The 16,876-nt window shown below is 69.6% G+C and carries 16 protein-coding genes and 2 pseudogenes; 9 read left to right on the forward strand and 9 right to left on the reverse strand.

Translation table 11 applies throughout. The features are described from left to right. Positions 1–776 (reverse strand): TolC family protein (locus MQH10_RS24885; protein WP_242566665.1); only part of this gene is annotated, 776 nt, incomplete at its 3' end. 132 nt (positions 777–908) lie between these two features. Here MQH10_RS24885 and MQH10_RS24890 point away from each other — a divergent pair. From MQH10_RS24890 to MQH10_RS24900, 3 genes are read left to right on the forward strand one after another with little or no spacing between them, the layout of a single operon-like run. Next, entirely contained in the window at positions 909–1,520 is a 612-nt protein-coding gene (locus tag MQH10_RS24890) for a TetR/AcrR family transcriptional regulator (protein WP_242566666.1), read from the forward strand. A 34-nt stretch (positions 1,521–1,554) separates the two neighbouring features. After that, positions 1,555–2,709, forward strand: coding sequence for a patatin-like phospholipase family protein (locus tag MQH10_RS24895; protein ID WP_242566667.1), 1,155 nt, complete (start codon positions 1,555–1,557; stop codon positions 2,707–2,709). 60 nt (positions 2,710–2,769) lie between these two features. After that, entirely contained in the window at positions 2,770–3,075 is a 306-nt protein-coding gene (locus MQH10_RS24900) for a hypothetical protein (protein ID WP_242566668.1), read from the forward strand. Positions 3,076–3,230: 155 nt separating this feature from the next. On the opposite strand, the gene tpiA is transcribed toward MQH10_RS24900, so the two are convergent. Continuing rightward, complete coding sequence (tpiA, locus tag MQH10_RS24905) at positions 3,231–3,974, reverse strand: triose-phosphate isomerase (protein ID WP_242566669.1); 744 nt, start codon at positions 3,972–3,974, stop codon at positions 3,231–3,233. A 155-nt stretch (positions 3,975–4,129) separates the two neighbouring features. Between tpiA and MQH10_RS24910 the strand changes: the two are divergent. Beyond that, positions 4,130–5,212 (forward strand): annotated as a pseudogene (locus MQH10_RS24910) (peptidylprolyl isomerase); the annotation flags it as partial. Between the two features lie 852 nt (positions 5,213–6,064). After that, positions 6,065–7,597 (forward strand): anthranilate synthase component I, encoded by a 1,533-nt coding sequence (gene trpE, locus MQH10_RS24915; RefSeq protein ID WP_242566680.1) that lies wholly within the window; start codon positions 6,065–6,067, stop codon positions 7,595–7,597. 162 nt (positions 7,598–7,759) lie between these two features. Here the strand turns inward: trpE and MQH10_RS24920 are convergent, their stop codons facing one another. Continuing rightward, positions 7,760–7,960: a hypothetical protein gene (locus MQH10_RS24920; RefSeq protein WP_242566670.1), complete on the reverse strand. Its 201-nt coding sequence runs from the start codon at positions 7,958–7,960 to the stop codon at positions 7,760–7,762. A gap of 78 nt (positions 7,961–8,038) precedes the next feature. On the opposite strand from MQH10_RS24920, the gene MQH10_RS24925 reads away from it, so the two are divergent. Genes MQH10_RS24925 through trpC form a run of 3 tightly spaced genes read left to right on the forward strand, consistent with a single transcriptional unit; the run spans position 8,039 to position 10,436 of the window. Beyond that, positions 8,039–8,629, forward strand: coding sequence for an anthranilate synthase component II (locus tag MQH10_RS24925; protein WP_242566671.1), 591 nt, complete (start codon positions 8,039–8,041; stop codon positions 8,627–8,629). Beyond that, positions 8,629–9,648: an anthranilate phosphoribosyltransferase gene (gene trpD / locus MQH10_RS24930; RefSeq protein ID WP_242566672.1), complete on the forward strand. Its 1,020-nt coding sequence runs from the start codon at positions 8,629–8,631 to the stop codon at positions 9,646–9,648. The genes MQH10_RS24925 and trpD overlap by 1 nt, the downstream gene beginning before the upstream one ends. Continuing rightward, complete coding sequence (gene trpC / locus MQH10_RS24935) at positions 9,645–10,436, forward strand: indole-3-glycerol phosphate synthase TrpC (RefSeq protein ID WP_242566673.1); 792 nt, start codon at positions 9,645–9,647, stop codon at positions 10,434–10,436. The genes trpD and trpC overlap by 4 nt, the downstream gene beginning before the upstream one ends. Here the strand turns inward: trpC and MQH10_RS24940 are convergent. The 5 genes from MQH10_RS24940 to MQH10_RS24960 form a co-directional block, all read right to left on the reverse strand. Continuing rightward, positions 10,433–11,104 carry a hypothetical protein gene (locus MQH10_RS24940; protein WP_242566674.1) on the reverse strand — a complete coding sequence of 224 codons (672 nt, stop codon included), beginning with the start codon at positions 11,102–11,104 and terminating at the stop codon, positions 10,433–10,435. The genes trpC and MQH10_RS24940 overlap by 4 nt on opposite strands. A gap of 59 nt (positions 11,105–11,163) precedes the next feature. Next, the gene (locus MQH10_RS24945) at positions 11,164–12,357 is read right to left on the reverse strand and encodes a hypothetical protein (protein WP_242566675.1); all 1,194 of its coding nucleotides are present in this window, start codon (positions 12,355–12,357) and stop codon (positions 11,164–11,166) included. A 127-nt stretch (positions 12,358–12,484) separates the two neighbouring features. Next, positions 12,485–12,841, reverse strand: coding sequence for a molybdopterin-dependent oxidoreductase (locus MQH10_RS24950; RefSeq protein WP_242566676.1), 357 nt, complete (start codon positions 12,839–12,841; stop codon positions 12,485–12,487). A 35-nt stretch (positions 12,842–12,876) separates the two neighbouring features. Beyond that, positions 12,877–13,254 carry a hypothetical protein gene (locus tag MQH10_RS24955; RefSeq protein WP_242566677.1) on the reverse strand — a complete coding sequence of 126 codons (378 nt, stop codon included), beginning with the start codon at positions 13,252–13,254 and terminating at the stop codon, positions 12,877–12,879. A 2-nt stretch (positions 13,255–13,256) separates the two neighbouring features. After that, positions 13,257–14,024 carry a cytochrome b/b6 domain-containing protein gene (locus MQH10_RS24960; RefSeq protein WP_242566678.1) on the reverse strand — a complete coding sequence of 256 codons (768 nt, stop codon included), beginning with the start codon at positions 14,022–14,024 and terminating at the stop codon, positions 13,257–13,259. 219 nt (positions 14,025–14,243) lie between these two features. Here MQH10_RS24960 and lexA point away from each other — a divergent pair. Continuing rightward, positions 14,244–14,935 (forward strand): annotated as a pseudogene (gene lexA / locus MQH10_RS24965) (transcriptional repressor LexA). Here the strand turns inward: lexA and MQH10_RS24970 are convergent. Further along, the coding region (locus MQH10_RS24970; RefSeq protein ID WP_242566679.1) for a ComEC/Rec2 family competence protein at positions 14,916–16,876 on the reverse strand (1,961 nt) is incomplete at its 5' end. The pseudogene lexA and the gene MQH10_RS24970 sit on opposite strands and share 20 nt — an antisense overlap.

The following is a 16,876-nucleotide window of genomic DNA, read 5'->3' on the forward strand; positions in this document are numbered from 1 at the left end:
CGTGCGGGCCGGCCGGTGAGCGCGGCGATGCGGTTGCGGGCCACGGCCAGCTGTTCGTCGAGAGCGGCCAGGTCCTGGCGGGCGGCGGCGGCGGCGGCGCGGGCCTGATCGGCCTCGCCGCGATTGGCCGCGCCATTGGCCAGCTGCCGGGCCACCAGATCGGCCGAGGTGGCGCGATTGCGGGCCGCGGCGTCGGCGGCCTGGTGTTCAGCGTTGAGCCGCACGAAGTCGGCGTAAGCCCCGGCCAGATTGGTGGTGAGCAGCAGCTTCGCCTGGGCGGCGTCGGCCAGGGTCGCCTCGGCCTCCGAGGTGGCGGCGGCGAGCGCGGCGCGATTGCGGCCCCAGAGGTCCAGGTCGAAGCTGGCGTCCAGGGTGGCCTTGCCGGTGTCGTTATAGCCCTGGGGCACGAAGGCCTTGGGGAAGCCGGCGTTGTAGCTCTGCTTGTTCTCGGCGGCCTGGGCGTTGAGGCCGAGGCTGGGCAGGGTCGCGCCCCGCGCCTCGTCGGCCCGGGCCCGGGCGCCGCGCACCCGGGCGGCGGCCTGGGCCAGGCTGGGCGAGCCGGCCAGGGCCTCGCTCATCAGCTGGTCGAGCTGAGGGTCGCCATAGACGGTCCACCAGGTTTCGCTCGGCCAGTCGGCGGCGGGGGCGGCGAGGCTGGACTGGGTGGCGAACTGGGCCGGCCCGCGCATCTGGGGCTTGCCGCCGAGATCGGGGACGGCGGCGCATCCGGAGAGCGCCACGGCGCCCGCCAGCAGGGAGATCATCAGACGGGGCATCCGCGCCTCGGAGGGATTGTGCGGTTGATAGGGCGGTAACGATCAGACACTAGACTGACCGTACCGTACGGTCATATATTGGCCATCTAGACGACGTCAAGATCGAAGCAGACGCAAAGGGAGCTAAAACCGATGGCCGCCGCCCTGATGAACCGGGACGAACGACGCGACGTCATTCTGGACGTGGCGAAGGCGTTCTTCCTGTCCAACGGGTACGCCGCGACCTCGATGTCGGCGATCGCCGCCCGGCTCGGCGGCTCGAAGGGCACGCTCTACAATTACTTCAAGTCGAAGGAGGAGCTGTTCGCCGCCATGATGCAGCGCCAGTGCGCCGAGCTCGCCAGTTCGCTCTTCGAGTTCGACGTGGAGGGCGCCGATCCGCGCGCGCGGCTGGTGCACTTCGGCGGGACCTTCCTCGACACCCTCATGCGCGACGACTCGATCCGCATCCAGCGGCTGGTCACGGCCGAGACCGAGCGCTTTCCGGAGCTCGGCCACGCCTTCTATGACTCCGGGCCGAAGGTCGTGCTGGAGCGGCTGGGCGGCTATATCGGCCAGCTGATGGACCAGGGGATCCTACGCAAGGACGATCCGCGCGTGGCCGCCACCCGCTTCAAGGACCTGACCCTGTCGGGCGTCTATCAGCTGAAGCTGTGGGGCGTGCTGGGCGAGTTCACGGCCAAGCAGATGGACGAGCAGGTCGCCGGCGCGGTCGACACATTCCTGAGAGCCTATGCGCCTTAGACTTGGATGAGTTCATGCCCGCAGGAGGACGCCTGTGAGACTACCCGCCCTCGTCGCGCTCGCCTGCGCCCTCACGCTCTCGGCCTGCGGGACGATCAATCGCGACCTGTTCACCGAACGCGACCTGGCCGCGGCCTCGCCCGAGGGGCTGAGCGATCTGAGGTTCAACGCCAATGACCGGGCGGCGGGCTTGCGGTTCTCCAGCACGGTCTCGGCGCGGGCCAATTCGGGCAAGCCTTTCAACGCGCTGGCGATCTCCGGCGGCGGGGCCAACGGGGCCTATGCCGCGGGCTTCCTGGCCGGGTGGAGCGCGCGCGGCACGCGGCCGGAGTTCGACGTGGTCTCCGGCGTCAGCACCGGGGCGCTCACCGCCCCCCTCGCCTTCCTGGGCCCGGCCTATGACGCGCGACTGCGGGAGGCCTATCTGAGCGGCAAGGCCGCGCGGATCGTCAGCCATGAGACCGCCGCGGCGCTGACCCTGCCCGGCCTGTTCCGCTCCGACGCCCTGCGCGACCTGGTGGACGCCTATGTCGATCCCGCCCTGCTGGCCGCCATCGCCGCCGAGCATCGCAAGGGCCGGCGCCTGCTGGTCGCCACCACCAATCTGGACACCGAGGAGACAGTGATCTGGGACATGGGGGCGATCGCGCAAGGCGGCGACGCCAAGGCCCTGAAGTTGTTCAAGGATGTGCTGATCGCCTCGGCCAGCATTCCCGGAGTGTTCCCGCCCACCCTGATCCAGGTTCAGGGCGAAGGCCGGGCCCTGTCGGAGATGCACGCCGACGGCGGGGTGACCACGCCGTTCTTCATCGTGCCGGAGACCCTGCTGCTCTGGACCGCGCCGCAGTCGCGGGCGGCGGCCGAGAGCCCGCCGGCCAATATCTATGTGCTGATCAATGGCCAGATCGGGGCGAGCTTCGGCTTCACCAAGGGCGACTCCCTGTCGATCCTGGCCCGGTCCTACGACGCCCTGGCCAAGGCCCAGGCCCGCACCCAGCTGGCGGCGAGCCAGGCCTTCGCGGAACGCAACCACGCCAGCCTCGTCTACAGCGCCATCCCCACCGACGTGGACGCCGACAGCCTGAACTTCAAGCCCGCCAACCTGAAGCGGCTCTACGACTTCGGGTTTGAGCGGGGGCGCGACGCGGCCGGGTGGGAGACCGGGACGGCGGGGGCGACGGGGAAGTAGGCGCCGCTAAATCTGGTCAAACCCCGTCGCCCGTAGGATCATGCGATTGAGGGGAAAGACGTGGCGCGCCGAAAGAAAACCGATGTCACGCCCTGGGGCTGGATCGCCGCCGGCGCCGCCGCGCTCGCGATGTTCATCGCCTTTTGCAATTGGGTGGTGCGGCTCAACCCGCACTGTCGCACCAGCGATTGCGTATCAATGTTTGAGCGGCAGGTTCAAACGCACAAGACCGACCAGCCACAAGCCCACCCCGGAGACTCCGATTGGTCACCGGAAAGCATCCGGCAAATCGGTGACGCCGTTCCAAGTTCAATTGACCCGGAGCAGCACCGAAGCGCCGAACCAGCGCACCAAGCGAAACCGTGATCGCGGCCCAAGGGATCGGACCGGGGACATGATACCTATTTCCCTGACGGCGCGCGGCAACGGGCGCGATGGGAAATAGGTATCATGTCCCCTGGCGGCAGATTCAGCTTGGGTCCCCGCCTGCGCGGGGATGAGCGGATTTGGGGGGCCTGCCTCTACAGCGCCCGGATGATGCCCAGGAAGTCTTCGGCCTTGAGGGAGGCGCCGCCGACCAGGGCGCCGCCGACTTCCGAGGCGTGGAGGATTTCGGCGGCGTTGGAGGGCTTCACCGAGCCGCCGTAGAGGATGGGCGGGGTCGCGCCGTGGGCGCCGAAGACCTCGGTCAGAGTGGCGCGGATCGCCTGGTGGACTTCTTCGATCTCGGCGGTCGAGGGAGTGAGGCCGGTGCCGATGGCCCAGACCGGCTCATAGGCGACGGCGAAGGCCTTGCCGGCGAGGTCGGCGGGCAGAGAGCCCCTCACCTGCCCGGTGACCACGGCGAGCGCCTGGCCCGCCTTGCGTTCTTCCAGGGTCTCGCCGACGCAGACGATGGGCTCGAGGCCCGCGCGCAGGGCGGCCTGGACCTTGGATGCGACCAGGGCGTCGGTCTCGCCATAGCCGGCCCGGCGCTCAGAGTGGCCGAGAATCACCAGGGTGGCGCCGGCGTCGGCCAGCATCTCTGCGGCGATGTCGCCGGTATAGGCGCCCGAGGCCTCGGCCCGGCAATCCTGGCCGCCGACCGCCAGCCTGGTCCCCTTCAGCGCATAGACCGCCTGGGCGACCAGGGTCGCGGGCGGGCAGATGGCCACGCGGGCGGTGGTGTCCCCCAGGCCGGCGGCGGTCGCCTTGGCTTCGGCCAGCGAGGCGGCCAGCCCGTTCATCTTCCAGTTTCCGGCGATCAGGGGGGTCGGTTTGGTCATGGCTGGCCTCGATTTCGTCGTATTCGAGAGCGCGGTTAAGGCATGCTTGGGCGGCTGTCACCCGCTTAAGCGCCGCGCGCCGCTTGCCGGCGCCAAGCGGCCTCCACTATACCGCGCGTTCCACGGATCGCCCGAACGGGGCGGAGAAGGACAAAATGCTCGCCACTATCCGCAGCCTCGCGAAATCCTGGGTCGGCGCGGCGCTATTCGGGGTGCTGATCGTCAGCTTCGCCGTGTTCGGCGTCCGCGACGTTTTCAAAGGCCATGTCAGCAACGCGGTGATCACCGCCGGATCGCGCCAGGTCAGCCAGTTCGACTACAAGCGCGAGTTCGACACCTTCCGCAAAGGCGTGGAGCAGCAGGCCGGTCAGCCGGTCACCGCCGAGATGGCGGCCGAGAACCACCTGGACACCCGGCTGCTGGAAGACCTGGCGACGCGGGAATCCTTCGCCGCCCTCCTGGAGAAGATCGGGCTGAAACCCTCCGACACCCTGATGAAGGCGCAGCTGGAGAAGATCCCGGCCTTCTTCGACCAGGTGTCCGGCCGCTTCGACAAGACGCTGTACATCCAGCGGCTGGGCGAGAACCAGCTGACCCCGGTGGTGTTCGAGCGGATGATGCGTGACGAGATCGCTGAGAACCACCTGGTGACCGGCATCGTCAACGGCCTGCGGGTGCCGCGGGCCTACAGCGCGCTCGGCGCCGTCTATGAGATGGAGAGCCGCGACCTCGGCTATTTCGTCGTCGATCCGAAGAGCGTGCCGCCGCTGGGCCTGCCCACCGACGCCCAGCTCACCCAGTTCATGAAGGACAATTCCGCCCAGCTGATGCGGCCGGAATACCGGCAGCTGACCGTGGTGCGGTTCAGCCCGACCCTGGTCAGCGCCAATCTGCCGATCGACGAGGCTGAGCTGAAGAAGCGCTTCGACTATCGCAAGGACACGCTCTCCAAGCCTGAGACCCGCACCGTCGCCCAGATCCCGGCCAAGGACGCCAAGACCGCCCAGGCCATGGTCGAACGGCTGAACAAGGGTGAGAACCCCAACCTGATCGCCAAGTCGGCCGGCGTGGACGCCATCATCTATGCGGACAAGCCGAAGTCGGCGATCCCCGACACCAAGGTCGCCGCGGCCGCCTTCGCCATGCCGGTCGGCGCGACCTCGGTGGTGCAGGGCGAGCTCGGCCTGGCGGTGGTCAAGGTGGGCGCGATCAGCCCCGGCCACGCCGTGACGCTCGAGGAAGTGCGCCCGGCCCTGGAGGCCGAGCTGCGCAAGGATGCGGCCGCCGAGAAGGTCTATGAGCTGAGCCAGAAGTATGACGACGCCCATTCGGGCGGCGCCAGCCTGGCCGAGGCCGCCCAGAAGGCCGGCGTCGCGACGATCAGCGTCGGGCCGGTCTCCGAACAGGGCGCCGACCAGAAGGGCCAGCCGGTCCCCGGGATCACCGAGAAGCTGATCAAGACCGCCTTTGCTCTGGCGCCCGGAACCGACAGCGAGATCGAGGACGCCGGCCAGGGCGAGTATTTCGCCGTCCGCGTCGAGAAGGTGATCCCCAAGGCCCTGCCGGCCCTGGAGGAGGTGAAGCCCCTGCTGACCCGCGTGTGGATGCAGCGCGAGATGATCAAGCGCCTGCAGGCCAAGGCCGACGAACTGGCGGCCCGGGTCAAGAAGGGCGAGAGCCTGGAGGCCGTGGCCGGCTCGGTCGGCCAGCACGTGACCCGCGTCGCGGGCCTCGACCGCCAGAACGCCGCCCAGAACAAGTCCCTGTCCCAGGACGCGCTCGGCAAGACCTTCAACGGTCCGGCCGGGGACGTGTTCACGGCGGAAGCGGCCGGGACGTTCGGCCTGATCGTCGCCAAGCTGGAGCATGTGACCGCGCCCTCGGGCTCGACGCTCGCCCACATCACCGAGGACACCCGTCCGCAGATGACCATGGCGATCTTCGCGAGTCGGCATCGATGCGCGCAAGTTCGCCCGCACCGAGGTCAAGGCGCACATCTATCCCGACCAGGCCCGGGCCGCGATCGGCCTGGAGCCCCTCGACCCCAAGAAGGCCAAGGCCGGCGCCGCCGGCAAGGCGGAGAAGCCCCAGTGACGATCGAGCCCGCCCAGACCGACTTCGCGGCCAAATACGCAACTGGCGCCTCGCAGGTCGTCTGGACCCGGCTGATCGACGACCTGGAGACCCCGGTCTCCGCCTATCTGAAGATCGCCCAGGGCCGGCCCTACGCCTTCCTGTTCGAATCGGTGGAGGGCGGAGCCTGGAGAGGCCGCTATTCGGTCATCGCCATGAAGCCGGACCTGGTCTGGCGCTGCCGCGGCGACCAGGCCGAGATCGCCCAAGGCGCCGACATCGCCGCCGAGCGGTTCACGCCCCAGGCGGGCGGGGCGCTGGATTCGCTGCGCGACCTGGTCGCGGCGACAAGGCTCGACCTGCCGGCCGGCCTGCCGCCCATGTCGGCGGGGGTGTTCGGGGCCATCGGCTACGACATGATCCGGCTGGTCGAGAAGCTGCCGAACGTGAACCCCGATCCGCTCGGACTGCCCGACGGGGTGATGATCCGCCCGTCGATCGTGGCCATCTTCGACGCCATCGCCCAGGAGATCATCCTGGTCACCACCGTGCGGCCGTCGTCGCTCACCGCCGACGCGGCCTATGCCGCGGCGATCGCCCGGCTCGAAGGGGTGATGGAGGACTTCCGCAAGCCCGCCCCGGCGCTGTCCGGAAAGGGCGTGCCGCAGCCCGACCAGTTCACCACGCCGGTGAGCCGGCAGGACTATCACCGCATCGTCGAGCGGGCGAAGGACTACATCCGGGCCGGCGACATCTTCCAGGTGGTGCCGAGCCACCGGTTCCGCGCGCCCTTCGCGCTGGAGCCCTTCGCGCTCTACCGGTCGCTGCGTCGGATGAACCCCTCGCCGTTCCTGTTCTATCTGAACTTCGGCGACTTCCAGCTGGCGGGCTCCTCGCCGGAGATCCTGGTGCGGCTGCGCGACGGCAAGATCACCATCCGCCCGATCGCCGGCACCCGCCCCCGCGGCGCGACGCCGGAAGAGGACCAGCGCCTGGAGGCCGAGCTGCTCGCCGACCCCAAGGAGCGGGCCGAGCACCTGATGCTGCTGGACCTGGGCCGCAACGACGTGGGCCGGGTCGCCATGCTGAACCAGGGCGGCGCCAATGCGGCGCCCAAGCCCAGCAAGGGCGCCCGTGTGCGGGTGACGGACAGCTTTTTCATCGAGCGCTACGCCCAGGTCATGCACATGGTCTCCAATGTCGAGGGCGACGCTCCCGAAGGTCTGGACCCGGTCGATGTGCTGATGGCCGCCCTGCCGGCCGGCACGCTTTCGGGCGCGCCCAAGGTGCGGGCGATGGAGATCATCGACGAGCTGGAGATCGAAAAGCGCGGCATCGCCTATGCCGGGGCGGTCGGCTATTTCGGCGCCGACGGCAGCGTCGACACCTGCATCGTCCTGCGCACCGCCTGCGTGAAGGACGGCCAGGTCTATGTCCAGGCCGGCGGCGGCGTGGTGGCCGACAGCGACCCCGACGCCGAATATGACGAGACCCTGCACAAGGCCCGCGCCATCCGGCGTGCGACCGAGGAGGCGTGGCGGTTCGTCTGAGGGCGGGCCCGCACCGCTCCTCCACCGCTCATCCCGGCGAATGCCGGGACCCAGATGGAAAAGCGCAGAGGTAAGCTCCAGCAGCGCCGAGGTCATCCAACCCGCCATCCCGCCATGGGATCTGGGTCCCGGCATTCGCCGGGATGAGCGGATTGTTGGAGCCTACCGGCTCGACTGCACCACGTGCTCGGTGATGACCGGCGGGGCCATGATCATGGCGGTGGCCAGCATGAGCGCCGTGCAGGCGGCGAAGGCGGCGGCGCAGAGCACCGGCCAGACGCTTTCCTTCGGCAGGGGCGCGCTGAGCAGGGCGCGGGCGCGGGCGAGCGCGGCGGTCTCCAGGGCGGAATCAGCGGACGGCATGGGGAAACCCTGGTCCCTTCCCATATTCAACGCAATGCGACCCTTGGCGCGGAGCCAAGCGCGGCCTAGAGAAAACCCATGATCCTGGTCATCGATAACTACGACAGCTTCACCTACAACCTCGTCCACTATCTGAACGAGCTGGGGGCGGAGACGCTCGTCTATCGCAACGACGCGCTCACGGTTCAGGAGGCGCTCGGTCTGCGGCCCCAGGGCGTGCTGCTGTCGCCCGGCCCCTGCACCCCGAACGAGGCCGGCATCTGCCTGTCCCTGATCGGCGGCGCGCCGGAGGACCTGCCGATCCTGGGGGTCTGCCTGGGCCACCAGGCGATCGGCCAGGCCTATGGCGGCGAGGTCGTGCGCGCCAAGGCCCTGATGCACGGCAAGACCAGCCTGATCCACCATGAGGGCAAGGGCATATTCGCCGGCATGCCCAACCCCTTCACCGCCACCCGCTATCACAGCCTGTCGGTGGCCAAGGACAGCCTGCCGGCCGAGCTGGAGATCACCGCCTGGACCGAGGACGGCGAGATCATGGGCTTCCAGCATCGGACGCGGCCGATCCACGGGGTGCAGTTCCACCCGGAATCCATAGCCACCGAGGGCGGCCACCACTTGCTGGCCAATTTCCTCGCCATCGCCGGCGTCCAGCCGCTCGCCGACGCCTGATGTCGGACGCCTTCAAGCCCCTGCTGGGCCGGCTGGCCGACGGCGCGACCCTGTCCGAGGACGACGCCCAGGAATTCTTCGCCGCCTGCCTGCGCGGCGAACCGACCCCAGCCCAGGTGGCCGCGGCCATCACCGCCATGCGGCTGCGCGGCGAGACGGTGGGCGAGATCACCGCCAGCGCGCGGGCCATGCGCCGGGCGGCCGTGACGCTGGACGTCCCCTACCCCACCATCGATGTCTGCGGCACCGGCGGCGACGGGCTGCATACGCTGAACATCTCCACCGCCGTCAGCTTCGTGGCCGCGGCCGGGGGGCTGAAGGTCGCCAAGCACGGCAACCGCGCCCTGTCGTCGAAGTCCGGCACAGCCGATGTCCTGGCCGAGCTGGGGGTGAACATCTCCGCGCCGGCCGATGTGCAGCTCAAGGCGCTGGATGAGGTCGGGCTGTGCTTCATGTTCGCCCCGGCCCACCACGGGGCGATGCGCCATGTCTCGCCGATCCGCGCGGAGCTGGGCTTCCGCACCATCTTCAACCTGCTGGGACCGCTGACCAACCCGGCCGGCGCCAAGCGCCAGGTGCTCGGCGTGTTCGCCGACCGCTGGGTCGAGCCCCTGGCCCGGGTGCTGGGCGCGCTGGGCGCCGAGCGGGCCTGGGTGGTGCATGGCGGCGGCATGGACGAGATGACCATCACCGGCGAGACCAGCGTGGCCGAATGGCGCGACGGCCAGGTGCGCCTCTTCACCATCACGCCGGAGGCCGTGGGCCTGCCGCGCGGGGCGCTGGCGGACCTGACCGGCGGAACCCCGGCCGAGAACGCGGTCGTCCTGCGCGCCCTGCTGAACGGCCAGACCGGCGCCTATCGCGACATCGTGCTGCTGAACGCCGCGGCCGCCTTCCTGGTAGGCGACAAGGTCGAGACCCTGCGTGAGGGCGTCGAGCTGGCGGGCCAGGTGATCGACAATGGTCAGGCCCTGGCGGTGCTGGACCGTCTGGTGCTGCTCACCCGGGCGGGGGCATGAGCGACATCCTCGACAAGATCGCGGCCTATAAGCGCGAAGAGGTCGCCGCTCGCAAATCGGCGCGGTCCTACACCGAGCTGGAGGGCGCGGCGTTCCGCGCCTCGGCGCCCAGGGGCTTCAAGGCCGCGCTGGAGCGGGCCCATGCGCCGGGCAAGCTCGCCCTGATCGCCGAGATCAAGAAGGCCTCGCCGTCCAAGGGCCTGATCCGCGCCGACTTCGACCCGCCGACGCTCGCATGCGCCTACGAGGCCGGCGGCGCGGCCTGCCTCTCGGTCCTGACCGACACGCCGAGCTTCCAGGGCGCCGACGCCTATCTGGCCGCGGCCCGCGACGCCTGCGCCCTGCCCGCCATCCGCAAGGAGTTCCTGGTCGACGGCTGGCAGGTGGCCGAGAGCCGGGCGCTGGGCGCCGACGCCATCCTGGTGATCCTGGCCATGGTCGACGACAACCTCGCCGCCGAGCTGCTGGCCGAGGCCGAGCGGTTCGGCATGGACGCCCTGGTCGAGGTGCATGACGAGGCCGAGATGGCCCGGGCCGGGGCGCTGGGCGCGACGCTCGTCGGGGTCAACAACCGCAACCTGCGCACCTTCGAGACGGATCTCTCGATCACCGAGCGCCTGGCCGCTCTGGCCCCCGCAGGCGCCCTGCTGGTCACCGAAAGCGGCATCTTCGCCGCCGCCGAGGTGGCGCGGCTGGAGGCGTCCGGCGCAAAGGCCATGCTGGTCGGCGAGAGCCTGATGCGGCAGGCCGACGTCACCGCGGCGACGCGGGCCCTGCTGGGCGGCTAGAACAGCGACGTACAGAAGGCCTTGAGGTCGGCGAGATCCGCTCCGGCGATCGGCTTCGGACTCTGGCCCATGGCGGCCGAGCCCTTGATATAGGTCAGCAGGGACTTCATCCGGTCGTTCGTGCCGACCGCCTCGCCCCAGGCCTGGTGCAGCTCGACCCAGTCGCCCGGACCCAGCATCTCGCGGTGATTGATCAGGGCGAGGCGGCGCCAGACCATGTCCTCGTCGTTCCGCAGACGGGCGAAGGCCTTGTAGGCGTCATAGGCGTCGCTGAACGCCAGCTTCTCCTTGTGGCTCATGTGACCGAGCGCCTGGCCGCTGACGGCGATGTCCCAGGTGCCGGTGCTGGCCACCCAGATCGGCGGCCGGGTGAAGGGCTGGCGGAAGGCGAGCGGCGCGCCCTGGGCCTGGCGCCGAAAGCCCTCTTCAAGCTCGGCCAGGCGCCGGTCGATGCAGGGGGTTTCCGCCTGGCGATAGGCGACCGCCGAGAGGTTGTCGCGCGCCTCGTCGCGCAGGGCCTCGCGCTCGGCCTCGACCTCGTGGCGCCAATGGAAGGACTCGACGATCTGCTCGCCGGCCAGCGCGATCAGGATGCCGCAGACGATCGTCCCGATCTCGATGAGGAATTCGGACCAGCTGTGGGCGGCCTTCGGCTTGTGAATGTCCATCGAGGTCCCCGCTCCGTCCCCAAAGCTAGGCTCTACTACCATGCGCGCGGTGCGGGCCGCTATGGCGCGGGCGCGCTTGCGGAAAGGGCGCCGTCAGTCACTCCGGCCTGGTTACCCCGGAGGTAGACACGGGTCAGATAGGTCAGGCCCACGAGGGCCGTGCCAAGGAACAGGGTCCCGTGGGCCACCAGCGTAACCCCCGCCACGACCGGCCCCTTGAAATGGTCGTAGGCCGTGTCGAGCAGCCATGATCCCAGGGCGAAGGGCGTCAGGATCAAGGCGGCGCCGATGTGAAATTTCCTACCAACCGCACGGAACGCCAAAGCCCAGGCCATCGCGCCCTTCTCGGAAGCGTTCAGCGCGATCGCGGGAAGGGACAAAGCAAAGGGGCTGGCCAGAACAAGCGCCACCAAGCCAATCAGGCTTTGCAGACTATCCAATTGCCAAGGCGTGGCGCCGGGCAAATGCGCCTTAAGCCAGGGTTCGATCCGATCAAAAGTCTGAAACAGTCCGCCGAAGATGAACCAGCGCCAAGTCCACCCCCACAGCGCCTTGCCAGGAAACGCCGTCAAGCGAGGCTCCCGTTTCGTGGCCGTGAAGCGCGTCCATTGGATCCCCGCGACGAACAGCAAGGCGACCTCGACCACGATCAGGGCCCCGAAGCCGAGCAGGATCGCCAACGCCAGCTCGTGTCGCTGAGCACCCAACGCTTTCCAGTCGCCGCCCAAAACCAGGAGCAGCGGGATGGCGATCATGAGCAGGAGCCATGGGCCGACAACCCGGGCGACTGCGGCCTTCCGGCCCCAAAGGTCCGCCAGAATTCCAGTGACCTCGGCCACCGGATCAAAGCCGTCCGCCGCCGGCTTCGGCCCACCCTTCGCGTTCCAGATCGCCGTATTCGCCTCCATCCGCCGCATGGTGGACGGCATCAGAATTGTGAGCACCCCGCCAAGCAGAAGCAGAATGAACGCCCAGACACTGACCTCAACGTCGCTATCCCCGACGGAGCGAGTTAGCGGCACGACGAAGCACAAGAGACCCAAGACGATCGCGCTGATCCCGATTGCGACGGTCCAGCGAACATGCCGAAGGACGAACCGCCGAAACGCCGGGATGGATTGGAGGCTGACAACCGCCAGCACCAGGCCGAAGAGGCTTGCCATCTCCGCCCGATCGCCGGGAGGACTGAAGGCCATCATCGCCGCAACGGTCGCCGCGATAACGGCGAATATCCACACAGATTTCCGGTTCAAATCCCGCCCCCGCGCACTGCCACCAAGAGCTGCACCATGGGCGACCGAAGTGCAACCTCAGAAGGCGTCACGCTCTTCTGCCAGAGCTGCGAGCGGGGCGCGCCAAGCCGCCGATCCTGATCGAGCCTCAGATCCCCGCGTACCAGGACCAGCCGTTCTGGATGTCGCCGTCCTTGCCGAAGTCGTCGAAGGCCCGGACGACCTCGATGCGGCGGAGGAACTTGACGCTCTTGTAGCCCATCTGGGTCTCGACGCGCAGGCGGGCGGGCGCGCCGTGGCCGATCGGCAGGTCTCGGCCGTTCATGCCATAGGCCAGGATGGTCTGGGGGTGCAGCGCGTCGACCAGATCTAGGCTGTCGACGATGCCGTCGAAGGCGCGGAAATTCACATAGCGGGCGGCGGGCAGCATGCCCGCATGGCTGAGCAGGTCGGCCAGGGTCGGGCCGGTCCACTGGGCGATGGACGACCAGCCCTCCTCGCACATGTGGCGGGTGATCTGGGTGCGCGACGGCAGGCGCTTCAGGTCGGCCAGCGAATAGACGCCGGCCGGGCGACCAGGCCCACGACCTCCAGCCGCCAGTCGGCGAAGCCGCCCTTGCGCAGCCGATCATAGGTCTCGCCGAAGGCGGCGTTGTAGGCCCCCTCCTTCGGATCGCCGGGATTGGTGGTGCCGATCGCCGGCATGGAGGTGATGTCGGCGTGGTCGAACTCGCGGACCAGGGCGTTGCGCGGCAGGAGCAGGCGCTGGGCCTGGTAGGTGAAGTTGTCGGCCACCCGCAGGATGTTGCCATAGGTGGGCGGGTTCTCCGGCGTGCAGCCGGCGAGCGTCAGGCCGCCCAGGGTGGCGAGACCGCCCAGCAAGGCCTGGCGACGCGGGAGGATGTCTTGGTCGCCCATGCTCATCGCCCCCAGGTCATGGCGCGTATCTGTCGGCCGAGCCCCGAGAGCACGACCATTGCGAGATGAGCGAGCAGGAACAGGGCGATCAGGCTCAGGCCCGCGAAGTGGAGGGTGCGGGCCGACTGGGTCCCGCCGAACAGGGCGGGCAGCCAGGGCCAGGCCGCGGCCACCGCCGGCGACATGGAGAGCCCCGTCAGCACCATCAGCGGAAAGGCCAGGAGGAGCACGCCCAGATAGGCCAGTTTCTGCAGCAGACCATAGGGCGGGCCGCCCTGGGCCGGCGGGATGCGCAGGGCCAGGTGCTCGCGGACGTCGCGCCACAGGCCGCCCGAGGCCAGCTCCTCGCGCCGGGGCACCAGGTCCCGGCGCAGATGGCCCGTGGCGAGGCTGAGGCCTGCGAAGGCCGCGAGGGCGGTCACCAGCAGCCAGGCCAGCAGGAAGTGCAGGCTGCGCGCCCAGCTGTTCTGGTTGAAGATCTGATACGTGCGGTCGCGGGTCACGGGGCCATTGGGATCGCCGAAGAAGGCGATCGCCGCGCGCCATCCGCCATGTTTGTAGTTCGGGCCCAGGGGCAGCTCGATCAGGGGCCGCGTCAGGTCATTGCCCGTCCAGCCCCAATAGAGCCGGGGATGGGCCATCAGGATGACGACGCCGGAATAGGCGAGCGCCAGGACGATCGCCGCGAACCCCCAATGCCAGAGGCGCACCCAGAGCGCATGCCCCCTGCCCGGCGGCGCCCCGGAAGCCTCGATCGCGTCTGCTGACATTCGATGGGCCCCGTCCCCTTGGCCTGCGCGATCATGTGCGGCGGTGTTGGCGTGTCAAGGCTAGCCGGGGGCAGCGGCGGCTGAGTCGCCTTGCGCCTTGGGTGCGAAGTTGAAAAATCCCGCCTTTTCAGGGGGGTTGTGGGTAACTTGACATTAACTCGGAACACCTAGAGAACATCGACAAGGTTTTCGCTTTGTTCTCGCAAGGGCTTCGTTGTCATGCTCACCCGCAAACAGCACGAGCTGCTCATGTTCATCCATGAGCGGATCAAGGAGACGGGCGTCTCGCCCTCCTTCGACGAGATGAAGGAGGCCCTGGACCTGGCGTCGAAGTCGGGGATCCACCGGCTGATCACGGCGCTGGAGGAGCGCGGCTTCCTGCGGCGCCTGCCGCACCGGGCCCGGCGCTGGAGGTGGTGAAGCTGCCGCAGCAGGCGACGACGGCCGCGCCGCCCAAGGGCCGCAGCCCCTTCAAGCCGCAGCTGGTCGAGGCCGGACAGGCCGCGCCCTCCATGGCCGCCAATGACGTGCGCGAGCTGCCGGTGCTGGGCAAGATCGCCGCGGGCACCCCGATCGAGGCCATCCAGCAGGAGCGCGACCGCCTGCCGGTGCCGGAGAGCATGCTGGGCGCGGGCGAGCACTTCGTCCTCGAGGTCCAGGGCGACTCCATGCTGAACGCCGGCATCCTGGACGGCGACTATGTCGTGATCCGCCGCACCGACGCGGCCACCTCGGGCGACATCGTCGTGGCCCTGGTGATGGGCGAGGAAGCCACCCTGAAGCGCCTGCGCAAGAAGGGCGCCTCGATCGCCCTGGAAGCCGCCAACCCGGCCTATGAGACCCGCATCTTCGGACCCGACCAGGTCCAGGTCCAGGGCCGACTGGTGGGCCTCATCCGTCGCTATCACTGATCCCGCGGGTCCAGGGCCGGTCGCCTCTGAGCGACTGGGCCCACTGGACCCGCCAGCGGCCGGCCTCGCGATAGAGTTCGGCCGATCCGCCCCGCGCAAAGTCCGGGGCCGAGAGCACCAGGGCGCCTGGACAGGCGTCCGCCGGCGCTTCCCCCCGCAAGATGATCACCTCGGCCCGGCCGCAGAAATTTGCGAGCTTTTGCTCGGTGGTGGAGGCGCGCCGCGTCCAGACCGCCGCGACCGGCGGGGCCGCTGATCCCGGGCGTTTGAGGCAGGACCAGCGATCACAGTCGTAGTCGGCGTCGCGCAGGGCTTGGGCCTCGGCCGGCAGGTCGAGCCCGCGCCGCCGGGCCCAGATCTGGGCGGCGAACAGTTTCACATCCGGCCGCATCAACACCGCCTGGCGGCCGTCACGCACGGCCAGGGTCGAGGCCTCGGCGGAAACCCAGGCGTCAGGAACCGGCGGCCGGGGCGCGAGGCTAACCGCCAAGGCGAAGGGGATCCCCGCCCAGCGCAGGGGGCCCTTCCAGAGACAGAGCCAGAGCAGGCCCAGAAACGCGATCGGCAGGGCCCAGGCCGGGGCGCTGGCCACCGTGAGCTGGGCGTAGGGCAGAGCCGCGGCCGTGGCGGCGATCTCGTTCATCAGATGGATGGCGAAGCCGGCGGCGGCGAGCGGCGCCTGGCCCCAACCCAGGGGCGCGAGCACCGCGCCCAGCGCCAGGGCCGGCATCATCAGGAAGGAGGAGATCGGGGCGACCAGCAGGTTGGCGGCGAGGCCGAAGGTCGAGACCCGGTTAAAGTGCTGCATGGCGAAGGGGCCGGTGGCCATGCCCGCGACGAAGCTGGCGGCCAGGCTGCCGCCCACCCATTCCCCGCCGCCCTGGACCAGGCGGATCGGCCAGGGGGTATTGATCTCCTTGGGCGCCCGCGGCCAGAGCTCGGCCAGGGCCACCAGGGCGGTGGTGGCGGCGAAGGACATCTGGAAGCCGGGCTCGGTCACCGCGTCCGGCTGGATCAGGAGGATCACCAGGGCCGAGAGCGCCAGGGTGTGCAGGCTGATGGCGCGCCGATCGGAGAGGATGGCGCAGAAGGCGACGCTGGCGGTGATGGCCGCGCGCTGGGCCGGGCTCGGCGCACCGGAGATCGCCAGATAGCCGAGCACGGCGGCGAGACCGACCAGGGCGGCGACCTTCTTGCCCGAGACCCTGAGCGCCAGCCAGGGCCAGGCGGCGATCAGGAGGCGCGCGCCAGCGAAGGCGAAGCCGCCGACAATGGCCATGTGCAGGCCGGAGATCGAGATGATGTGGGCGAGGCCCGCGGCCCTGAGCGCGTCGACCTCGGCCTTGGGGATATAGGCCTCGTGGCCGGTGACCATGGCGGCGGCCAGACCGCCCTCCTCCGCCCCCATGGCCGCGATGATCTTCTGGGCCAGCGCCCAGCGGACGGCGTTGAGCCGCATCTGCAGGCGCAGCGGCCAGGGCGCGCGGCCCTCCGGCCGGATGACCGTGGGCGGGACGAGCGCAAAGCCGACCCCGCCGACGCCCTCGAAGAAGGCGTCGCGGGCGAAGTCATAGGCGCCGGGGCTGGCGGGCGGCGGGGGCGGATTGATCATGCCGCGGATGCGGATCGCGGTTCCGGGCGCCGGCAGGGACATGTCGGGCTTCAGCGTCATCCGCGCCCGGATCGGTGTGGCGTCGGGGGCAAGGCCCGAGATGCGGATGGGGGCCAGCAACAGGCGGGGGCCGCCCTGGCCCGGACTGGCGATATCGACGACATAGGCCTCTAGGGTCGACAGCTCATGGCCGGGCGGCGCGACCGGGGCGCGGACCACCTCGGTGCGGAGCTTGCCGGCCGCGAAGCCGAGCAGGACGGCGGCGGCGAGCACCAGGCCCACCTTGCCGAGGCCGGCGACGGCCAGGCGGCTGCGCAGGGCCGCGAGGC

The organism is Phenylobacterium aquaticum, from assembly GCF_022695515.1.
GTDB lineage: Bacteria > Pseudomonadota > Alphaproteobacteria > Caulobacterales > Caulobacteraceae > Phenylobacterium > Phenylobacterium aquaticum.